The sequence below is a fragment of the Actinoplanes sp. NBRC 103695 genome (assembly GCF_030269485.1).
Classification (GTDB): domain Bacteria; phylum Actinomycetota; class Actinomycetes; order Mycobacteriales; family Micromonosporaceae; genus Actinoplanes.
Map to the genome: position 1 here is coordinate 13,510 of NZ_BSTL01000057.1, position 13,742 is coordinate 27,251.

General features: G+C 70.5%; 16 protein-coding genes. 6 read left to right on the top strand and 10 right to left on the bottom strand.

The window, feature by feature from the left end; translation table 11 throughout:
* Positions 1-13: 13 nt before the first annotated feature.
* The gene (locus tag QSK31_RS46700) at positions 14-169 is read left to right on the top strand and encodes a hypothetical protein (RefSeq protein ID WP_285691626.1); all 156 of its coding nucleotides are present in this window, start codon (positions 14-16) and stop codon (positions 167-169) included.
* A 142-nt stretch (positions 170-311) separates the two neighbouring features.
* A complete protein-coding gene (locus QSK31_RS46705) occupies positions 312-926 on the top strand; it encodes a hypothetical protein (RefSeq protein ID WP_285691627.1) in 615 nt (204 codons plus the stop codon).
* On the opposite strand, the gene QSK31_RS46710 is transcribed toward QSK31_RS46705, so the two are convergent.
* The 8 genes from QSK31_RS46710 to QSK31_RS46745 form a co-directional block, all read right to left on the bottom strand.
* Positions 908-1,468 (bottom strand): hypothetical protein, encoded by a 561-nt coding sequence (locus tag QSK31_RS46710; protein WP_285691628.1) that lies wholly within the window; start codon positions 1,466-1,468, stop codon positions 908-910. The genes QSK31_RS46705 and QSK31_RS46710 overlap by 19 nt on opposite strands.
* Positions 1,469-1,539: 71 nt before the next feature.
* Complete coding sequence (locus tag QSK31_RS46715) at positions 1,540-2,901, bottom strand: hypothetical protein (RefSeq protein WP_285691629.1); 1,362 nt, start codon at positions 2,899-2,901, stop codon at positions 1,540-1,542.
* Positions 2,894-3,406 (bottom strand): flavin reductase family protein, encoded by a 513-nt coding sequence (locus tag QSK31_RS46720; protein WP_285691630.1) that lies wholly within the window; start codon positions 3,404-3,406, stop codon positions 2,894-2,896. The genes QSK31_RS46715 and QSK31_RS46720 overlap by 8 nt, the downstream gene beginning before the upstream one ends.
* Positions 3,403-5,283, bottom strand: coding sequence for a tetratricopeptide repeat protein (locus QSK31_RS46725; RefSeq protein WP_285691631.1), 1,881 nt, complete (start codon positions 5,281-5,283; stop codon positions 3,403-3,405). Before QSK31_RS46725 ends, QSK31_RS46720 begins: the two co-directional genes overlap by 4 nt.
* A gap of 11 nt (positions 5,284-5,294) precedes the next feature.
* A complete protein-coding gene (locus QSK31_RS46730) occupies positions 5,295-6,431 on the bottom strand; it encodes a hypothetical protein (RefSeq protein ID WP_285691633.1) in 1,137 nt (378 codons plus the stop codon).
* A 276-nt stretch (positions 6,432-6,707) separates the two neighbouring features.
* Positions 6,708-7,397 carry a CPBP family intramembrane glutamic endopeptidase gene (locus QSK31_RS46735; protein WP_285691634.1) on the bottom strand — a complete coding sequence of 230 codons (690 nt, stop codon included), beginning with the start codon at positions 7,395-7,397 and terminating at the stop codon, positions 6,708-6,710.
* A gap of 80 nt (positions 7,398-7,477) precedes the next feature.
* A complete protein-coding gene (locus QSK31_RS46740; protein WP_285691635.1) occupies positions 7,478-8,029 on the bottom strand; it encodes a DUF3455 domain-containing protein in 552 nt (183 codons plus the stop codon).
* Between the two features lie 138 nt (positions 8,030-8,167).
* A complete protein-coding gene (locus QSK31_RS46745; RefSeq protein WP_285691636.1) occupies positions 8,168-9,127 on the bottom strand; it encodes a S1 family peptidase in 960 nt (319 codons plus the stop codon).
* Positions 9,128-9,322: 195 nt separating this feature from the next.
* Between QSK31_RS46745 and QSK31_RS46750 the strand changes: the two genes are divergently transcribed.
* Positions 9,323-10,555 (top strand): hypothetical protein, encoded by a 1,233-nt coding sequence (locus QSK31_RS46750; protein WP_285691637.1) that lies wholly within the window; start codon positions 9,323-9,325, stop codon positions 10,553-10,555.
* 10 nt (positions 10,556-10,565) lie between these two features.
* On the top strand, positions 10,566-11,183 hold the full coding sequence (locus tag QSK31_RS46755) for a phosphotransferase (protein WP_285691638.1): 618 nt from the start codon (positions 10,566-10,568) through the stop codon (positions 11,181-11,183).
* Here QSK31_RS46755 and QSK31_RS46760 read toward each other — a convergent pair.
* The gene (locus QSK31_RS46760) at positions 11,180-11,578 is read right to left on the bottom strand and encodes a hypothetical protein (RefSeq protein WP_285691639.1); all 399 of its coding nucleotides are present in this window, start codon (positions 11,576-11,578) and stop codon (positions 11,180-11,182) included. The two genes, QSK31_RS46755 and QSK31_RS46760, sit on opposite strands and share 4 nt — an antisense overlap.
* A gap of 9 nt (positions 11,579-11,587) precedes the next feature.
* Positions 11,588-12,244 carry an NADPH-dependent FMN reductase gene (locus QSK31_RS46765; RefSeq protein ID WP_285691640.1) on the bottom strand — a complete coding sequence of 219 codons (657 nt, stop codon included), beginning with the start codon at positions 12,242-12,244 and terminating at the stop codon, positions 11,588-11,590.
* A gap of 172 nt (positions 12,245-12,416) precedes the next feature.
* On the opposite strand from QSK31_RS46765, the gene QSK31_RS46770 reads away from it, so the two are divergent.
* Together QSK31_RS46770 and QSK31_RS46775 are read left to right on the top strand one after the other, a co-directional pair.
* Positions 12,417-13,352 carry a tyrosine-type recombinase/integrase gene (locus QSK31_RS46770; RefSeq protein ID WP_285691641.1) on the top strand — a complete coding sequence of 312 codons (936 nt, stop codon included), beginning with the start codon at positions 12,417-12,419 and terminating at the stop codon, positions 13,350-13,352.
* A 52-nt stretch (positions 13,353-13,404) separates the two neighbouring features.
* Positions 13,405-13,742: transposase (locus tag QSK31_RS46775; RefSeq protein WP_285691642.1), on the top strand; the 338-nt coding region annotated here is incomplete at its 3' end.

Sequence of the window (13,742 nt, forward strand, 5' to 3'; positions counted from 1 at the left end):
CATCGACCCGCAGGTGCACAGCACCACCACCGCGCCGACCGGCAGCGGCCAGATCCGCCGCACCGCGAGGGGAAGCACCGCACCCAGGCCGGCCGCGGTCAGCCATCCCTGGGCCAGGCCCGCCGACGAGAACACCGCGACCACGACGACGTCCAGGGCGATCCAGTGACCGGTGCGGAGACGACCCAGCAGCGGCGGTCGGTAGTCGGTCGACATGCACGAGAGGCTAGGCCGTCCGACCTGAGAGGACCTTGAAACTGTCACCCCTGGTCCGACGACACCGCCGGTCCCGCCGCGGCACCCTCTTCCCCATGGCATCTGGAAGCACCAACGTCAGCCGCCGCGCGATGCTCGGTGCCGTCACGGTGACCGCTGCCGGCGCGGCGTTGTCACCCGACACCGCGTCCGCCGCGGCACCGCCTGCCGAGCCGCAGGTCCGCGGATCGTTCAAGATCACGGATCGGCGCGGCAAGCAGCGGTTCCGCCTCGACTCACGGAAGCCCCCGATCATCATCGACGGCCAGGAGATCCCGGCCGCGCAGCGCGGTGGGCCGGAGAACGCCAGCTGGCTGATCTTCAACGACGACAACGGCAACGAGATCGGCGGCATCCTGGCCGGCACGACCGGTGGCAGCATCACGTTCGACTATCCCGGTGCGCTCGACGCCATCAAGATGTCGAGCATCTGGCGCGACCCGGTCGGCGGCGCCGGCATCAACATCAACGCCCATCCGACCGGCGCGCCGCCGACCGGCCCGAAGGAACGGGTCCTCCTCGGGTGGCGCTCCGACCTGGGCTCCCTGCTGCACCTCACCGACTCCCAGGGGCGGCCGCGCATCACCCTCGAGGTGGACGAGAACGACACGCCGTCGATCAAGGTGCTTGACACCGACGGCAAGGTCGTGGCTCAGCTCCCGCCCCGCTGACCCGGCGAGCACTTGGCTTGGCTGCCGGTTCGCATGGTGTGGGCGTCGTCGAGCACGTCGGCGTCGGGGGGCAGCATGGCTACGGTGGGCAGCGGGTCGCGCTTGTCGATCTCGGCGAGGTAGTCGGCCCACTGCTGGGGGAGGGCGATCAGGTAGAAGACGAACTCCTGGCCGGCCTCGTCGTCGTCGCCGATCCCGGTGCGGGTCATGGTCCAGCGCCCGGCACCGTCGACGGTGATGGGCTGAAGCGGCGTGAACATGCCGGTGGGCGTCTTGACGACCAACCAGAGCTTCTTGCGGTCGGGCACCGACGCCGTGCCCTCGACGGTGATGCACCGGTCGATGCTTGCGGGCACCCTGATCTCGGCTGTCGTCCGCGCCTTGTCGACCGCCTCGGGTCCGTGCTCGACCGCGAGCGTGGCGAGCACCGCGGCGACCGCGCCGATGATGCCGCTGAACACCTGCTGGTCGCGCATGAAGCGCCGGATCGGACCGCGGGCCGGTGCATGGGCCGGGGCAGGACTGGGGGTGGGGGCTGTCATGTCAGCAAGCTAAGGGCGCTGCCCTCCGGCCGGGGACGGGTGTCGCGTGTCGTTGCGCGACGCACGACACCTCAGCGGTCGAGGGGCCCGTCGGCCGGTCCGTGGCGGAGCCACCACCTCACCGCCGCGCGCGCACCGGGTGACCACGCCGGGTCGGCGACGATCTCCCGGAGCAGTGCATGCTGGTGTCGCATGCCCAGGGCGCAGATGAGGGCGCCGTCGCCGACGCGTCGCGCGAGGAGATGTCGCCAGAGGCTGGACGGCGAGTCGCCCGGCATGTGGCCCAGGCTCCGGACGGCCGTGTCTCGCACCTGCGCCGGCACGTCGTGGGCGCAGGCGAGACGCTCCACCGTCCGGCGGTTCTCGCCGAGGGCGGCCAATGCGCTCACCAGCCTCGCCCCGTCGACCGAGGTTCGCGGGGTGGTCAGCTCGTCGCCGATCCGGCGGGCCAGCGGTGCGCGCAGCGGGCTCGCGGCCAGGAACCGGATCGCGACGTAGCGAGCGGTCGCGTCAGGGTCGCACAGCATCGCGATCACCAGGCCGGTGGCGGCGCCGGTCGGGATGTCGACGTCGGCAGCGGCGGCGTGCGCGAGCCTTTCGGCGTAGGCGGTCCGGTCCGGGCCGGTCGGTGAGTCGCAGGGCGGCGAGGCGTGGTCCTGAGCGAGCAGGCGCGACGTCGCACCGCGGAAATGGCCCAGCCGGATCTTCTGCGCCGCGACGACGCGGGCACCGGCCTCCACCTCGGTGCTGACCGGCGTGCGAAGGTGCCGCAGCACCACCGCCGTCGCGTCGGGATGCTGGGAACCGTCGAGCCCGAGCAGCACGTCGCCCCCGACTGCGAAGTACCGGTCACGGGCCAACTGGTCACACAGGTCGATCGCGACCCGGCCGAGGGCGGGATGTCCGATCAACCGGGCCAGGGCCTCCTGGCGGCGCGCCCAGCCGTCGCCCTCGGCGGCACAGAGCTCGACAACCAGCCGGTGCGTGATCATGCCGGCATCGCGATCGCGCAGGCAGATGTGCGGGTCCGTCGAGATCATCCCGGTCAGCTCGTCCCAGTCGCCTCCGGTCATCGCGTCGCCGCCGTCGGCCTTCTCGACCAGGTCCAGGATCAGCCGGCGGCGCCGCTGACCGGACACCGCTGGACGTCGGATGACCGGCCCGCCGATGGCCCCGGAGGCCGCCCGGTGGGCGATGTCGAGGGCGGCCAGAAGATCGTGACCCGAAGCGCTCTCGTAGAGGCGTACGACATCGATGTGGGGTGTCGAGCGACCGCCCTCCCAGGCGTGCACCCGGCTCCGATGGACGCCCCGGGGCCAACGTGGGCCGCGCGCCCGGCGGGCGAACCCGGAGACGGTGGTGAAGCCGGCGCACCGGCGGTGGCTGGCGAGGAGCCAGGCTGTGCGCTCTCGGACGAGGGCTTGCTCAGGCACTCACCGAGGATATCGGGGACAGGGACCAGCCGAGCGACCGTCGGAAGTGGATCAACGGCTCGCCCGGGACGGCCTCCAGGTCGGTGACCTCGCCGATGATCGCGGCGTGGTCGCCGTGCGGGAGGACCGCCGACGTGGCGCAGCGCAGGTAGGCGCGGGCCCCCGCCAACCGTGGCACGTCGTCGTCCCAGGTCCAGTTCTGGTCGGCGAAGCGATCCGCCGCCGGGCCGGCGAAGGTGCGGGCCAGCTCGGCGTCCGCCCGCCCCAGCAGGTGCACGCCGAAGCCGCGACAGTTCACCATCATCGGGTACGAACGGCTCGCCGCGTCGATCGCGACCAGCAGGGACGGCGGACGGGTGCTGTACGAGCACAGCGACGACACCAGCAGCCCGCCCGGCGCGCCCGACGGCTGGCGGGCGGTGACCACGGCGACGCTGGTCGCGTGTTCGCTCATCAGGTCGCGGAAGAACTCGGTGGCGGGCGCCGGCGCCCGGGTCGCGGTCATCGGGCGGCCACCGCGGCCAGGCGTTCCTCGGCGTCGGGGTCGCCGGTTGCCGCGACCACGGCCGCGTAGTCGGCCCGCGCCCGGTCCCAGCTGCCCGCCGCCTGGTGCACGACGCCCCGGTTGAAGACCAGCTCCGGCGTCTCGCGCACGGCGATCGCCCGGTCCAGGTCGGTGAGCGCGGCGGTCAGGTCGCCCGCTTCGAAGGACAGGGCGGAGCGGATGGCGTACGCCTCGGCGCAGTTGTCGTCGAGAAGGAGGGCGCGGGACACCGCCTCGCGTGCGTCCTCCCCGCGGCCCAGCTCGCCGAGCAGCCGTGCCGTCAGGCAGTGCAGGCCGGCGTGGCCGGGGTCGTCGGCCAGCGCCACCCGGGTCTCGGTCAGCGCCGCCGCGGTCTCGCCCAGGTCGGCCAGGATCTCCGCCCGGGACAGGCGGGCGGGGGTGTTCGGCGGGTCCAGTTCGGCCGCGCGCCCGAAGTCGGCGGCCGCCGCCTCCAGTTCGCCCAGCGCCGCGTGGGCGTCGCCGCGGTTGTAGTACGCCTCGGCGAACGGCGGCGACAACGCCAGCGCGCGGTCGTAGTCGGCCAGCGCCTCCGCGGTCCGGCCCAGCCGGCGCAGCACGTTGCCGCGGTTGAACCAGTGGTCGTGGAAGTGCGGGTCCACGGCGATCACGTGGTCGTAGTCGGCCAGCGCGGCGGGCAGGTCGCCGAGCATCACGTGCACCAGCGCCCGGTTGTAGCGCAGGCCGGTGCGGTGCAGAAGCTGATCGTCCGGCTCGAGTTCCCGGTCCAGCCGGTCGATGCCCTCGGTGACCAGGCGCAGCGCCTCCTCGGGGCGGCCGTCGCGCACCTCCACCAGGGCGAGCCCGTTGCGGTTGAAGACCTCGTAGAAGATCCGGTCCTTCTTCTCCGGCAGGGCGCCGGCCAGGGCGATCGCGACGTTCAGCCAGCCGCGTGCGGTCACCGGGTCGCGGCGGCCCTCGGCGTGGTGCCGGGCGAAGAGCATCGCCGTTCCGTACGCGGCGTGCATCTGCATCTCGGGATCCTCGGTGAGCGCCCGGATCTCGTGGTAGGCCGCCGCGGCCTCGTCGGCCTGCCCGGACGCGGCCAGCGACGTGGTCATGTCGCCGGTGAAGTCCCACCACAGGTCCGGCTGGGCTTCCCGGTCGACGAGCGCCCGCCCGCGCCGGCCCAGGTCGATGGCCGCGTGGTAGAGCCCGTGGTCCTTGCAATGCACCTGGGCGGCTCGGAGAAGACCGGGGCCTCGCGGGTCGCTGCCGCGTTCGGCGTGCCAGCACACGGCTCCGTAGGCGCCGACACCGCCGGCCAGAAGAAGGGACAGCCGGGCGTCGTGCAGCGCGGCGCGCGCGGCCGGGGCAAGGCTCAGGTACGCGGCGTCGTCCACGCCGATACCGTCGGCGTCCACATAGGCCTGGGCGTCGCCAGGCACCACGGAAGTCGAGGTGTGGACCACGGTCAGCAGGTCGGGGGAGATGCGGCGGCGGACGACGTCCAGCCACTCCCGGTCGGTCTCGTCCGCCTCGTGCACGTCCTCGACGATCAGCGTGCCGGGCTCGGTCAGCGAGTCGCGCAGGAGCTCGGCGAGGCCGTTCGCGATCCGCAGGGTGTGCACCCGGGACTGGTAGCGGGTGCGGGTGCCGGACATCATCGTCGACTCGAGCGTCGCCAGGATCGGTGGCACCTGCCCGGCGAACTCCGGCGCCGCGGTCAGGATCTCGATGTGGTGGCGTACGCCCAGGTCGGGGCGGCGGGCCAGGATGTCGGGGAGGATCTGCCGCAGCAGGCTGCCGGCCGCGGTGTACGGGCCACGGCGGCGCCGGTGCGCACTGACCTCGGCGAGCGTGCGGTGAAGCGTACCCATCGGATTGGTCCTCATCTCTGACGCCGGCGGCGATCACGCAGGGTGAGCCACAGGGTGATCGAGCCCTGGATGACGTTGACGGACAGGAAGACGGCGGAGTCGAGAAGCTCCGCGGTGGAGTGGTAGCCGGCCAGGCGGCCGAGCGCGGTGGCGAACATCGCGTAGACCACCGGCAGGATTCCGAGGACGAACGCGCCGATGCTGGCCGTGTAGCCGACCACGATCAGCCACGAGTACCAGCGGGCGGCGCGTAGATCGGTCGAGGACCAGCGGTCCAGCGGTTGCGGGGCCCGGCGCCACCGGTTGCGGAGGACCGCCCGCGCCGCGCCGTGCAGGTCGTCGCAGCCCAGCACCGTGCAGATCAGCACGTAGATGTCGGTGCGCAGGTAGAAGAAGAACTGCCAGAGCAGACGCAGCACGGTGGCAAAGGCAAAAGCCAGACAGAGCTGATGGGTACGCCCTCCGCTCGCGCCCGCCACCAGGATCAGCGCGGCCAGGGCGCCCAGCTCGAAGAGCATCCCGGCGAGGATGGGCAGGAAACGCTGCCGCCGCGGCACCGTGACCAGGCCGTCCAGTGACGTCTCCAGGACCAGGTAGTAGAGGCGATGGCTGACCCGGACCCGGGAGTGCAGGCCGAGCCGGCGACCGGCCAGCGCGTGGCAGATCTCGTGCAGGGCCAGTTGCGGCGCCGCGCCGAGGAAGAGCACCAGTTCGATGATCGCGACGTACTCGGTGAACAGCAGGTGCTCGGGGCGGGGGAGCAGCGCCGGATCGCGGATCACCGTGACCGCGGCGGCGATCAGCAGGCCGAGGTAGAGGAATGCCACCGGCGGGGAGAAGAGCGCACGGCCGAGGCGTTGCCAGCGCACCGGCTCCACGGGTGGTGTTCCGCGGGTGCTCACGAACTCCAGCTCGTTCAGGGCGTCGAGCAGGTCGTCGAGGTCGACGGGCTCGCCGTATTCGCGCTCGTACCAGGCGGCGGCCTGCTCCGGGGTCTGCCCGTCGGCGAGGCGGCGGACCAGGGCGGCGCCGTCCGGCGGGAACATGCCGTACGAGTCGATGTCCCGGCGCCCGATGGTCACCTCGTCGCCGGTCTCCAGGTAGACCAGCGGATGCAGGGTCACCGGCTGGTCGGTGCGGATGCTCATGGGCCGGCCCCTCTTCCTGGTGCTTGGCCTTCCTGGTGTTTCGCCGGATGCGGGCACGGGGCCCGCATCCGGCGGGCCCACTCAGAGCTTGGTGGGGTACTGCGGACAGGCGGCGGCCGTCAGGCGCACCGGACCGGCCTTGCGCACGCTGATCTTCTTGAAGGCCTTGGCCTTGTTGTTCTCCGTCATCGTCAACACCTCCCTCCGGGGTCTCGCTCGGGCACCACAGAGGTTGCCGAGCGGCCCCAAGGGCTCACCAAAGAGCGCCCAAAGCCGTCAGCTGATCAGCGCGGGGAGGGCGAAGAGCATGGCCGCCGACCAGGTGATGTGGGTGAGGATCGGTGCGAGGACGCCGCCGGAGGCGCGGCGCTGGAGGCCGAGGACGGCGCCCAGCAGGAGCGCGGCGAAGACCAGCATCGCGTTGAGCGTGGCGATGGTCGCGGCGGCGTACACCAGGGTGGAGATCGGCACGGCGTAGCGGCGGCCGATGGCGGCGAACAGGGCGCCGCGGAAGAACAGCTCCTCGGCGACGCCGTTGAGGACCGTGATCAGCAGGATCGGGACGATCGCGCCGAACCGGGCGTGCGCCAGGACGTCGTTGACCGAGTCGCGCAGCGGCGGGATCTCGCGGACCACCAGCGCACCGACGGCGAAGACCCCGGCCGCGACGACGCCGGTGGCGACCGGGGTGAGGATCGGGCGGCGCACCCGGTCGCGGAACGGGATGTGGCCCAGGTGCAGCGGACCGGACAGGAACGCGCCGGCCGTCCAGGTCGCGGCCACGCCCAGCGTCAGCGGGTAGAACGCGGCGTCACCGGGGCGGATGGACAGCGAGATCCCGAGCAGGACGGCCCCGGCGACGAGGGTCACCGCCACCACCACGCGGCGGCGGTGGAAGGCGGTGTCCGGCTCGATGTGGTCCCGCTCCACGCGATCGATCAGCGAGGGCGCGACCACGCGGCGCATCCAAGTCACGGTCTCCTGGTACCCCGAGCGCTCCGGGACATTCAAAAGGGCCCCGGAGGGCCCTTTCGACGATTATGAAATCAGGCCCAGAATACGTAGGTGGCGCCGTACTTGACGGCCTTGGTCTGACCGTCGGTGCAGGCGCCCGCGGGCGCCGCGCCGCCCGACGTGAAGAGGCGCTGAATGTAGTTGACCTTGGTCAGCGAGCCGGTTTTGCCGCTGTGCCCGTTGACCTGCAGCAGCAGCTGCGGGATGGAGCCGGTGACCGGCGAGTCCTGGATCTTGGTGGCGGTGATGATCGACCCGTCCCGGGTGTGCTCCCACGTCGGACCCTTGTAGTGGTGGATCCGGCCGATCGGCCCGGCGAGCTGCGCCTCCGGCACCGAGGCGCCGGTGAAAACGCCGCCCGTGCAGGTGTAGGTCTGGGTTCCGGAGGTCACCTTCGCGCTGCCGACGAACTTGGATCCGGCGGGCGGGCGGATGTTCGACGGGATGCCGCCGCGGGTGAACTCGGCGCCGGCCTGGGCCTGCTCGGCGGCCGAGGCGTTGAAGGTGACGGCGCCGAGGGCGGCGACGACCGCCGCGGCGCCGGCGATGGAGACGACGCGGAGACGGGTGCGCTTACGGGACATGAAACTGAACTCCTCCGTTGACCAACGTGTATATCGAATCGTACGAACCGATTCAGTGAAAAGCTCAACGGAAGGGTGAAATGATTCTTAGGAATTTCTTTTATTGATCAGGGCTCTAATAGTTGCGATCGCATCGAATCATTGACGGCGGTGGCGGAATCGTCTTCTGCCCCGTCGGCTACGCGCGGTGACCAGCACGAACATCAGGGCGACCGCGACGAGTGACACGGCGACCACGATCGGGAGGGTCAGCCCGTAGGGCAATTCCTCGCGGACCGGCTGAGCGGTGGGCCGGGGGCGCGACGGGGGCTTGGGTGCGGGGGCCTTCGAGGCCGTCGCCCGGCGGGACGGAACCGCGGCCGGCTTCGGGCCGTCCTTGCCGATGACGCCGAGCACCCACTTCGCGACCGTGTCGATCCGCCCGCTCCGGTCGGCGCCGGTGTGCGGGCAGGTCGGGCCGCCGCTGACCACGCCGACCACGACGGGCGCGCCGGTCTTGTCCTGGATGAAGTAGGGGCCGCCGGAGTCGTGCGGGCACGGGCTGGTGTTCGACCGCGGCGCCCTGCCGGACATGCCCAGGACGTACTTGCCGACCGAGGTGATGGTGAACTGCCCGGTCTGCATGGTATCCGTGGTGTCCGATTCGTCGCCGTCGACCAGCCCGAATCCGATCAGGCGTACCCGCTGGCCGACCTTGGGCTTCGTGCGGTTGAGCCGCATCGGCGTGATGCCGGTGATGTCCCGGTCGAGTTTGGCCAGGGCGACGTCGGCGACCGACGACTGCTTCACGGCGATGACCTTGGCCTCCTGCCCGGCTGAGCCGTTCAGGTCGGCGCGGCCGACGGTGGCGATCGTCTTCCTGGCGACCGGCCGGGCCACCCGCCGCTCCCGCGCGTCCTTGAAGCAGTGCCCGGCGGTGAGCACCCAGCGTGAGTTGATGAGGCCGCCCGAACACGAGGAGTCGCGGGTACCGCCGCCCAGCACCGGGATGTCGATCGCCGACAATTTGACCGAGAAAGGGTAGGCGCCGTCCTTCACGTCCTGCCCGTTGGCGATCGCGTACGCCGGAGAAGCGCCGCCGAACCCGGCCACGCTCATCACACTGAGTATGCAAGCTGTCAATGCAAGTGACAGCCGCCGTCTCCATCGCACGCGGAAAGCTTCCCGCATGGGGGCAAGACCATTTGCGTGAGCATCCGGTTACAAGTCTATTGAGGACATCGACCGGGGTCGTCTATGGGTGGAGACTGATGCTCGCGTAATCAATTCGACACTCCGGGTGAGGTGCACGCGATGGTGGACACGATGGCCGAGGCGTTGCGGGCGGCCGCCGGACCGGAGCTCTTCCACCGGAATACGTTCCGGATCACCGGTCTTCCCACCACCGCCGACCGGATAGCAATCCACCGCCGGCACGAGCAGGCGACGGCCGGCGACGCCGACGCGGCCGAGGTGCGCGCCGCCTGCGAGCGCCTGCTGGAGGACCCCCGCCGCCGGGTGATCGACGAATTGTTCTGGCTGTGGGACGTGCCCGGCACCGACTGCCCGTGTCCCAGATCACTGCACGACGACCATGACCGGGCGGTGATCATGTACGGCCGGGCCCTCGACCGGGAACTGCACGCCGACGCCGACGACGCCACACTCGAACAGCTGTGGGTGGACGCCTCCCGCCGCTGGGAGGCCCTCCAGCAGGACGACGGCCTGTGGGAGCACCTGCTGCACCGGGTGACCGTGCTCAACGACGCCCGCCTGCCCGCGACCGTGGTCGACGAACTCCGCGCCGGGCTGCCCGCCACGCTCCTCCAGCCGCTGGTCACGCTGGCCGTGGCCGCCAAAGACCCGGCCCGCCCCGCCCGCTGCGCCCGCGACTGGACCGGGCAGCGCAGCCTCGCCGAGGACCTGCTGGACCGCACCGCCGACCCGCTCTACGCCGAGGTCGAGACCATCGCCGGACGGGTGCGGGCCCTGCTCGACGCCGGGATGGTGGATTCGGCGATCGACGAGGCCAAGACCGCGATGGGTACGCTCGTCCGCCTGCGCGCCCTGCTGCCGGCCGCCTACTACCAGCGCACCGCGAACCTCTCCGAACTGGTCGCCATCGCGTTCAACAACTGCGCCAGCCAGCTGTACGAGCAGTCCGGGCCGCTGGTCGACAGGTTCGCCGAGCTGTTCCCGGTCGCCGCCGAGATGGCCGTCACCCCGCACACCCGGCAGACCGTGACCGCGAACAAGCAGATCATCGGGGCCGCCGCCGACCAGCTGGCGATGGGCGTCCGGCTGATCCGCCAGTTCGCCGACACCGGGCAACCGGCGGTGGCCGGCGAGGAGGCCGAACGGCTGCGCCGCGAACTGGGCGAGATTCCGGGCGCCTCAGCCGAGATCGACCGCACCATCGAGGAACTGCGGGAACGCCGCCGCCTGCCGGAACGCACCGGCGCCCGGGTGGGCGGCTGGCTGATGGCCGCGGTGCTGATCGCCGTCGTGCTGGGCTTCATCCTGGTGCTGTACTTCCCGATCGGATGATGATGATGCGATGCGGGTGATGCCGCGCGGTTACTCGCACGACGTCCGCGGCGACGGGACCACCGTGGTCAAGCGCTACCAGGGCCCGCTCGCCGGCCAGCGGGCCGCGACCGAACACGCCACGCTGCTCCGGCTGGCCGGCGGCGCGGTGCCGGTGCCGCGCGTGCTCGACTCGGGCCCCGGCGTTCTCGTCACGGAGCACCTGCCCGGCGTACACGGACAGGCGCTGATCGAAAACGGTCTGGCCGAACCAGTCCTCCGTTCCTGTGGAGCGGCCTTGAGGCGCATCCCGCCGCCGCTCATACACGGCGACTACGGCCCCAACAACACCCTCTACGACCCTGAGACGTACGCGGTGACGGCGGTGCTCGACTGGGAGTTCGCCCACGACGGCGACCAGGTCGAGGACCTCGCCTGGGCGGAGTGGATCGTGCGCAGGCACCACCCCTCGTCCGTGCACGCCCTGGACGCGTTGTTCGACGGCTACGGCGAGCGCCCGCCATGGGCTGCCCGGCAGGAGTTCATGCTGGCCAAATGCCGGCAGATGCTGGCGCTGCCGCGTCTCCATGAATCCGGCCGCGACCGCTGGCGCCGCAACATCGAGATCACCGCCGGCTGGACGGACTAGCCGTTGCCGCCGGAGGCGATCGCGACCACGGGACGGCCGGTGTCACGGGAGCCGGCGTGGGCCAGGGCCGCCGCCACACCGACCGCACCCGGCGGCTCCACCACCAGATGCGCCTCGGTCGCGCACAGGCGCCGGGCCGTCGCGATATCAGACTCGGACACGGCAACCACGTCGGCCCGCGCCACCGACTGCGCGTGGTTGCCCGTCGAGTAGGCGACGACGCTCTCCTCGCTCGAGATCTTGTAGGTGGCGCTGCGGACCTTGAACGAGCCGGTCGGCTGGAGGGAGGCATTCGGCCTCGAGCAGGATCGGGTGGCCGGCCACGGTGGTGTGCCGGCCCAGCTCGACGAGCGGCGTGCGCGGGATGTGCGGCGCGATCGTCGCGCGCACGTCACGGATGTCCCTCATGATCCGGTGTGCGGCCACCCCGCCGGTCGCGGCCGGCCGCCCGCGCGCAACGTCGACGTGTCGGTCTGCGGGACCATCGGATAGAGACTGGAGTACGCCTGCCAGGACGGCTGCGGCTGCGGCTCCGGGGGCGCCTGCGACCGTGACAACGACAGCAGCACGTCCTGCGCGGCCTGGTGGAACTGATGCTCGGTCACCAGTCCGTGCACGTCGACGGCACTCGGGCTGAGCGGGATCCGAATGCACGCCGACCGCAGCACCCGCGCGCCGCCGTGATTCAGCACGGCTTCCAGACCCGCGCGCGCCCCGTCGTCCTGCCCCGGCGCGGAGACGGACAGCCAGGCGACCGGCTTCCCGGTGAGATGCGGGCCGTCGGACAGCCAGTCGAGCAGATTCTTCAGGCTGCCCGGCAGTGAGCCGCCGTACTCCGGCGTACAGAAGAGAAGCCCGTCCGCGGCGGCGACCTGCTCCTGAACCAGCTTGACCGACCCCGGGATCCGCCGCTCGTAGGGCACGAATGCAGGCAACACCCGCAGCGCGTCATAGACCACGGCGGTGACCCCCGGAGGCGCGACCTGCGCGGCGGTCCGCAGCGCGGCCGTCTGCAGCGAGTCCTCACGGGTGCTGCCGGAGATCAGCAAGATGCGCGACATGGCGGAGACGATAGGCGTAAGTAAGTGCCCCCGGTAGGAATCGAACCTACGACACACGGTTTAGGAACAGTTGCTCCTTGTCGCAGTGACCAGCGTCGGCGTACGGTTCGACCCCTGGCATGCCATTCACGTGCCATTAGACAATGCGCAATACGGGGGAAGGACGAACGCTATGGGAACACGACGGCAATGGGGAGCGATCCGCGAGCTGCCGAGCGGACGCTTCCAAGCCCGCTATCCTGACGCGGACACGGGCAAGATGGTTCCTGCGCCGCTGACTTTCGCCAACCGGAAGGCGGCCGACAAGTGGCTTTCCAAGAAGCGAACCGAGATCGACGCGGGCATTGCGGGCGATGAGAGGTTGGCTCAGCGGCCGCTCCGGGACTGGTGGCCCGGATACGAAAGATCTTTTGCTCACCTTAAATCTCGCACACGATTCGGCTATATCCGTTCTTGGGAGCTCCGGGTCGGACCTGAGTTTGGCGACACTATAGTACGACGAATCAACGGGAACCGCATCGACGACTGGGTTGCAGGCATGTTGGCCGCAGGTGTCAGCACGTCCAAAGTGACCGAGGCCATCGGCGTCTTGCGGCGCGTCCTCGACCGGGCGGTCCGAGACCGTGCCATCCCGGTGAATCCCGCAGGGGATCGATCCATCAAGCTGCCGCCTCAGCCACATCTGGACAGGCCAGTGCTGACCCCCGCGGAGGTTGAGAAGCTCGCCATGAGTATGCGTCGGGAAAGGGACCAGGTTCTTGTCCGGCTGCTGGCGTATGGCGGACTTCGTATCGGCGAGGCATTGGCTCTTCGCTGGGTCGACGTTAACCGCTTTACGAATTGCGTGAAGGTGTGCCTCAGTGTTGAGGATACATCGGGTGTAGTTATCGTCGGGCCAACAAAGACGTACGCGACCCGCGACGTCGATTTGACTGCCTCGCTGATCAAGGGGATCGTCGAGCTCCCACGAAGCAGCGACCTGGTCTTCCCGAACCGGCTCGGTGCGCACTTGCGGTATAAGAGGGCAGTAAGTGCCCGCCTGCCGCTTTCGCGGGTTGTGGTGTGCTCGGCCCGGTTCCAGGTGTTTCGTCGTCGCTCGATGGCGTGACGTGGTGGGTGTGGCTGAGGTCGGGCACGCTCGTGGCGCGTAGCTGCTGGTTATGGGTGAGCGTGTCGGGTATCCGAGTGACCTGTCCGATCGGCAGTGGGAGCTGATCGATCCGTTCCTGCGGGCGTGGAAGGCGAAACGCCCGTCGCCGTCGGGACATGAGGGCCGCTACGACCTGCGGGCGATCGTGAACGCGATCGTCTACCAGAACCGGACCGGCTGTCAGTGGGCGTACCTGCCGAACGATCTGCCGCCCTGGTCCGCGGTGTACTACTACTTTGCTCTGTGGCGCGATGACGGCACCGACGCGGCCATCCATGATCTGCTGCGCTGTCAGGCGCGGGAACGGGCCGGGCGGGCCGAGGACCCGACCGCGGTCGTGCTGGACAC

Excerpts from the sequence above, each read along its gene's own strand:
- QSK31_RS46705 (WP_285691627.1), top strand. The coding sequence starts at position 312 with ATGGCATCTGGAAGCACCAACGTCAGCCGCCGCGCGATGCTCGGTGCC.
- QSK31_RS46710 (WP_285691628.1), bottom strand. The coding sequence starts at position 1,468 with ATGACAGCCCCCACCCCCAGTCCTGCCCCGGCCCATGCACCGGCCCGC.
- QSK31_RS46720 (WP_285691630.1), bottom strand. The coding sequence starts at position 3,406 with ATGACCGCGACCCGGGCGCCGGCGCCCGCCACCGAGTTCTTCCGCGAC.
- QSK31_RS46725 (WP_285691631.1), bottom strand. The coding sequence starts at position 5,283 with ATGGGTACGCTTCACCGCACGCTCGCCGAGGTCAGTGCGCACCGGCGC.
- QSK31_RS46730 (WP_285691633.1), bottom strand. The coding sequence starts at position 6,431 with ATGAGCATCCGCACCGACCAGCCGGTGACCCTGCATCCGCTGGTCTAC.
- QSK31_RS46735 (WP_285691634.1), bottom strand. The coding sequence starts at position 7,397 with ATGCGCCGCGTGGTCGCGCCCTCGCTGATCGATCGCGTGGAGCGGGAC.
- QSK31_RS46740 (WP_285691635.1), bottom strand. The coding sequence starts at position 8,029 with ATGTCCCGTAAGCGCACCCGTCTCCGCGTCGTCTCCATCGCCGGCGCC.
- QSK31_RS46745 (WP_285691636.1), bottom strand. The coding sequence starts at position 9,127 with ATGAGCGTGGCCGGGTTCGGCGGCGCTTCTCCGGCGTACGCGATCGCC.
- QSK31_RS46750 (WP_285691637.1), top strand. The coding sequence starts at position 9,323 with ATGGTGGACACGATGGCCGAGGCGTTGCGGGCGGCCGCCGGACCGGAG.
- QSK31_RS46755 (WP_285691638.1), top strand. The coding sequence starts at position 10,566 with ATGCGGGTGATGCCGCGCGGTTACTCGCACGACGTCCGCGGCGACGGG.
- QSK31_RS46765 (WP_285691640.1), bottom strand. The coding sequence starts at position 12,244 with ATGTCGCGCATCTTGCTGATCTCCGGCAGCACCCGTGAGGACTCGCTG.
- QSK31_RS46770 (WP_285691641.1), top strand. The coding sequence starts at position 12,417 with ATGGGAACACGACGGCAATGGGGAGCGATCCGCGAGCTGCCGAGCGGA.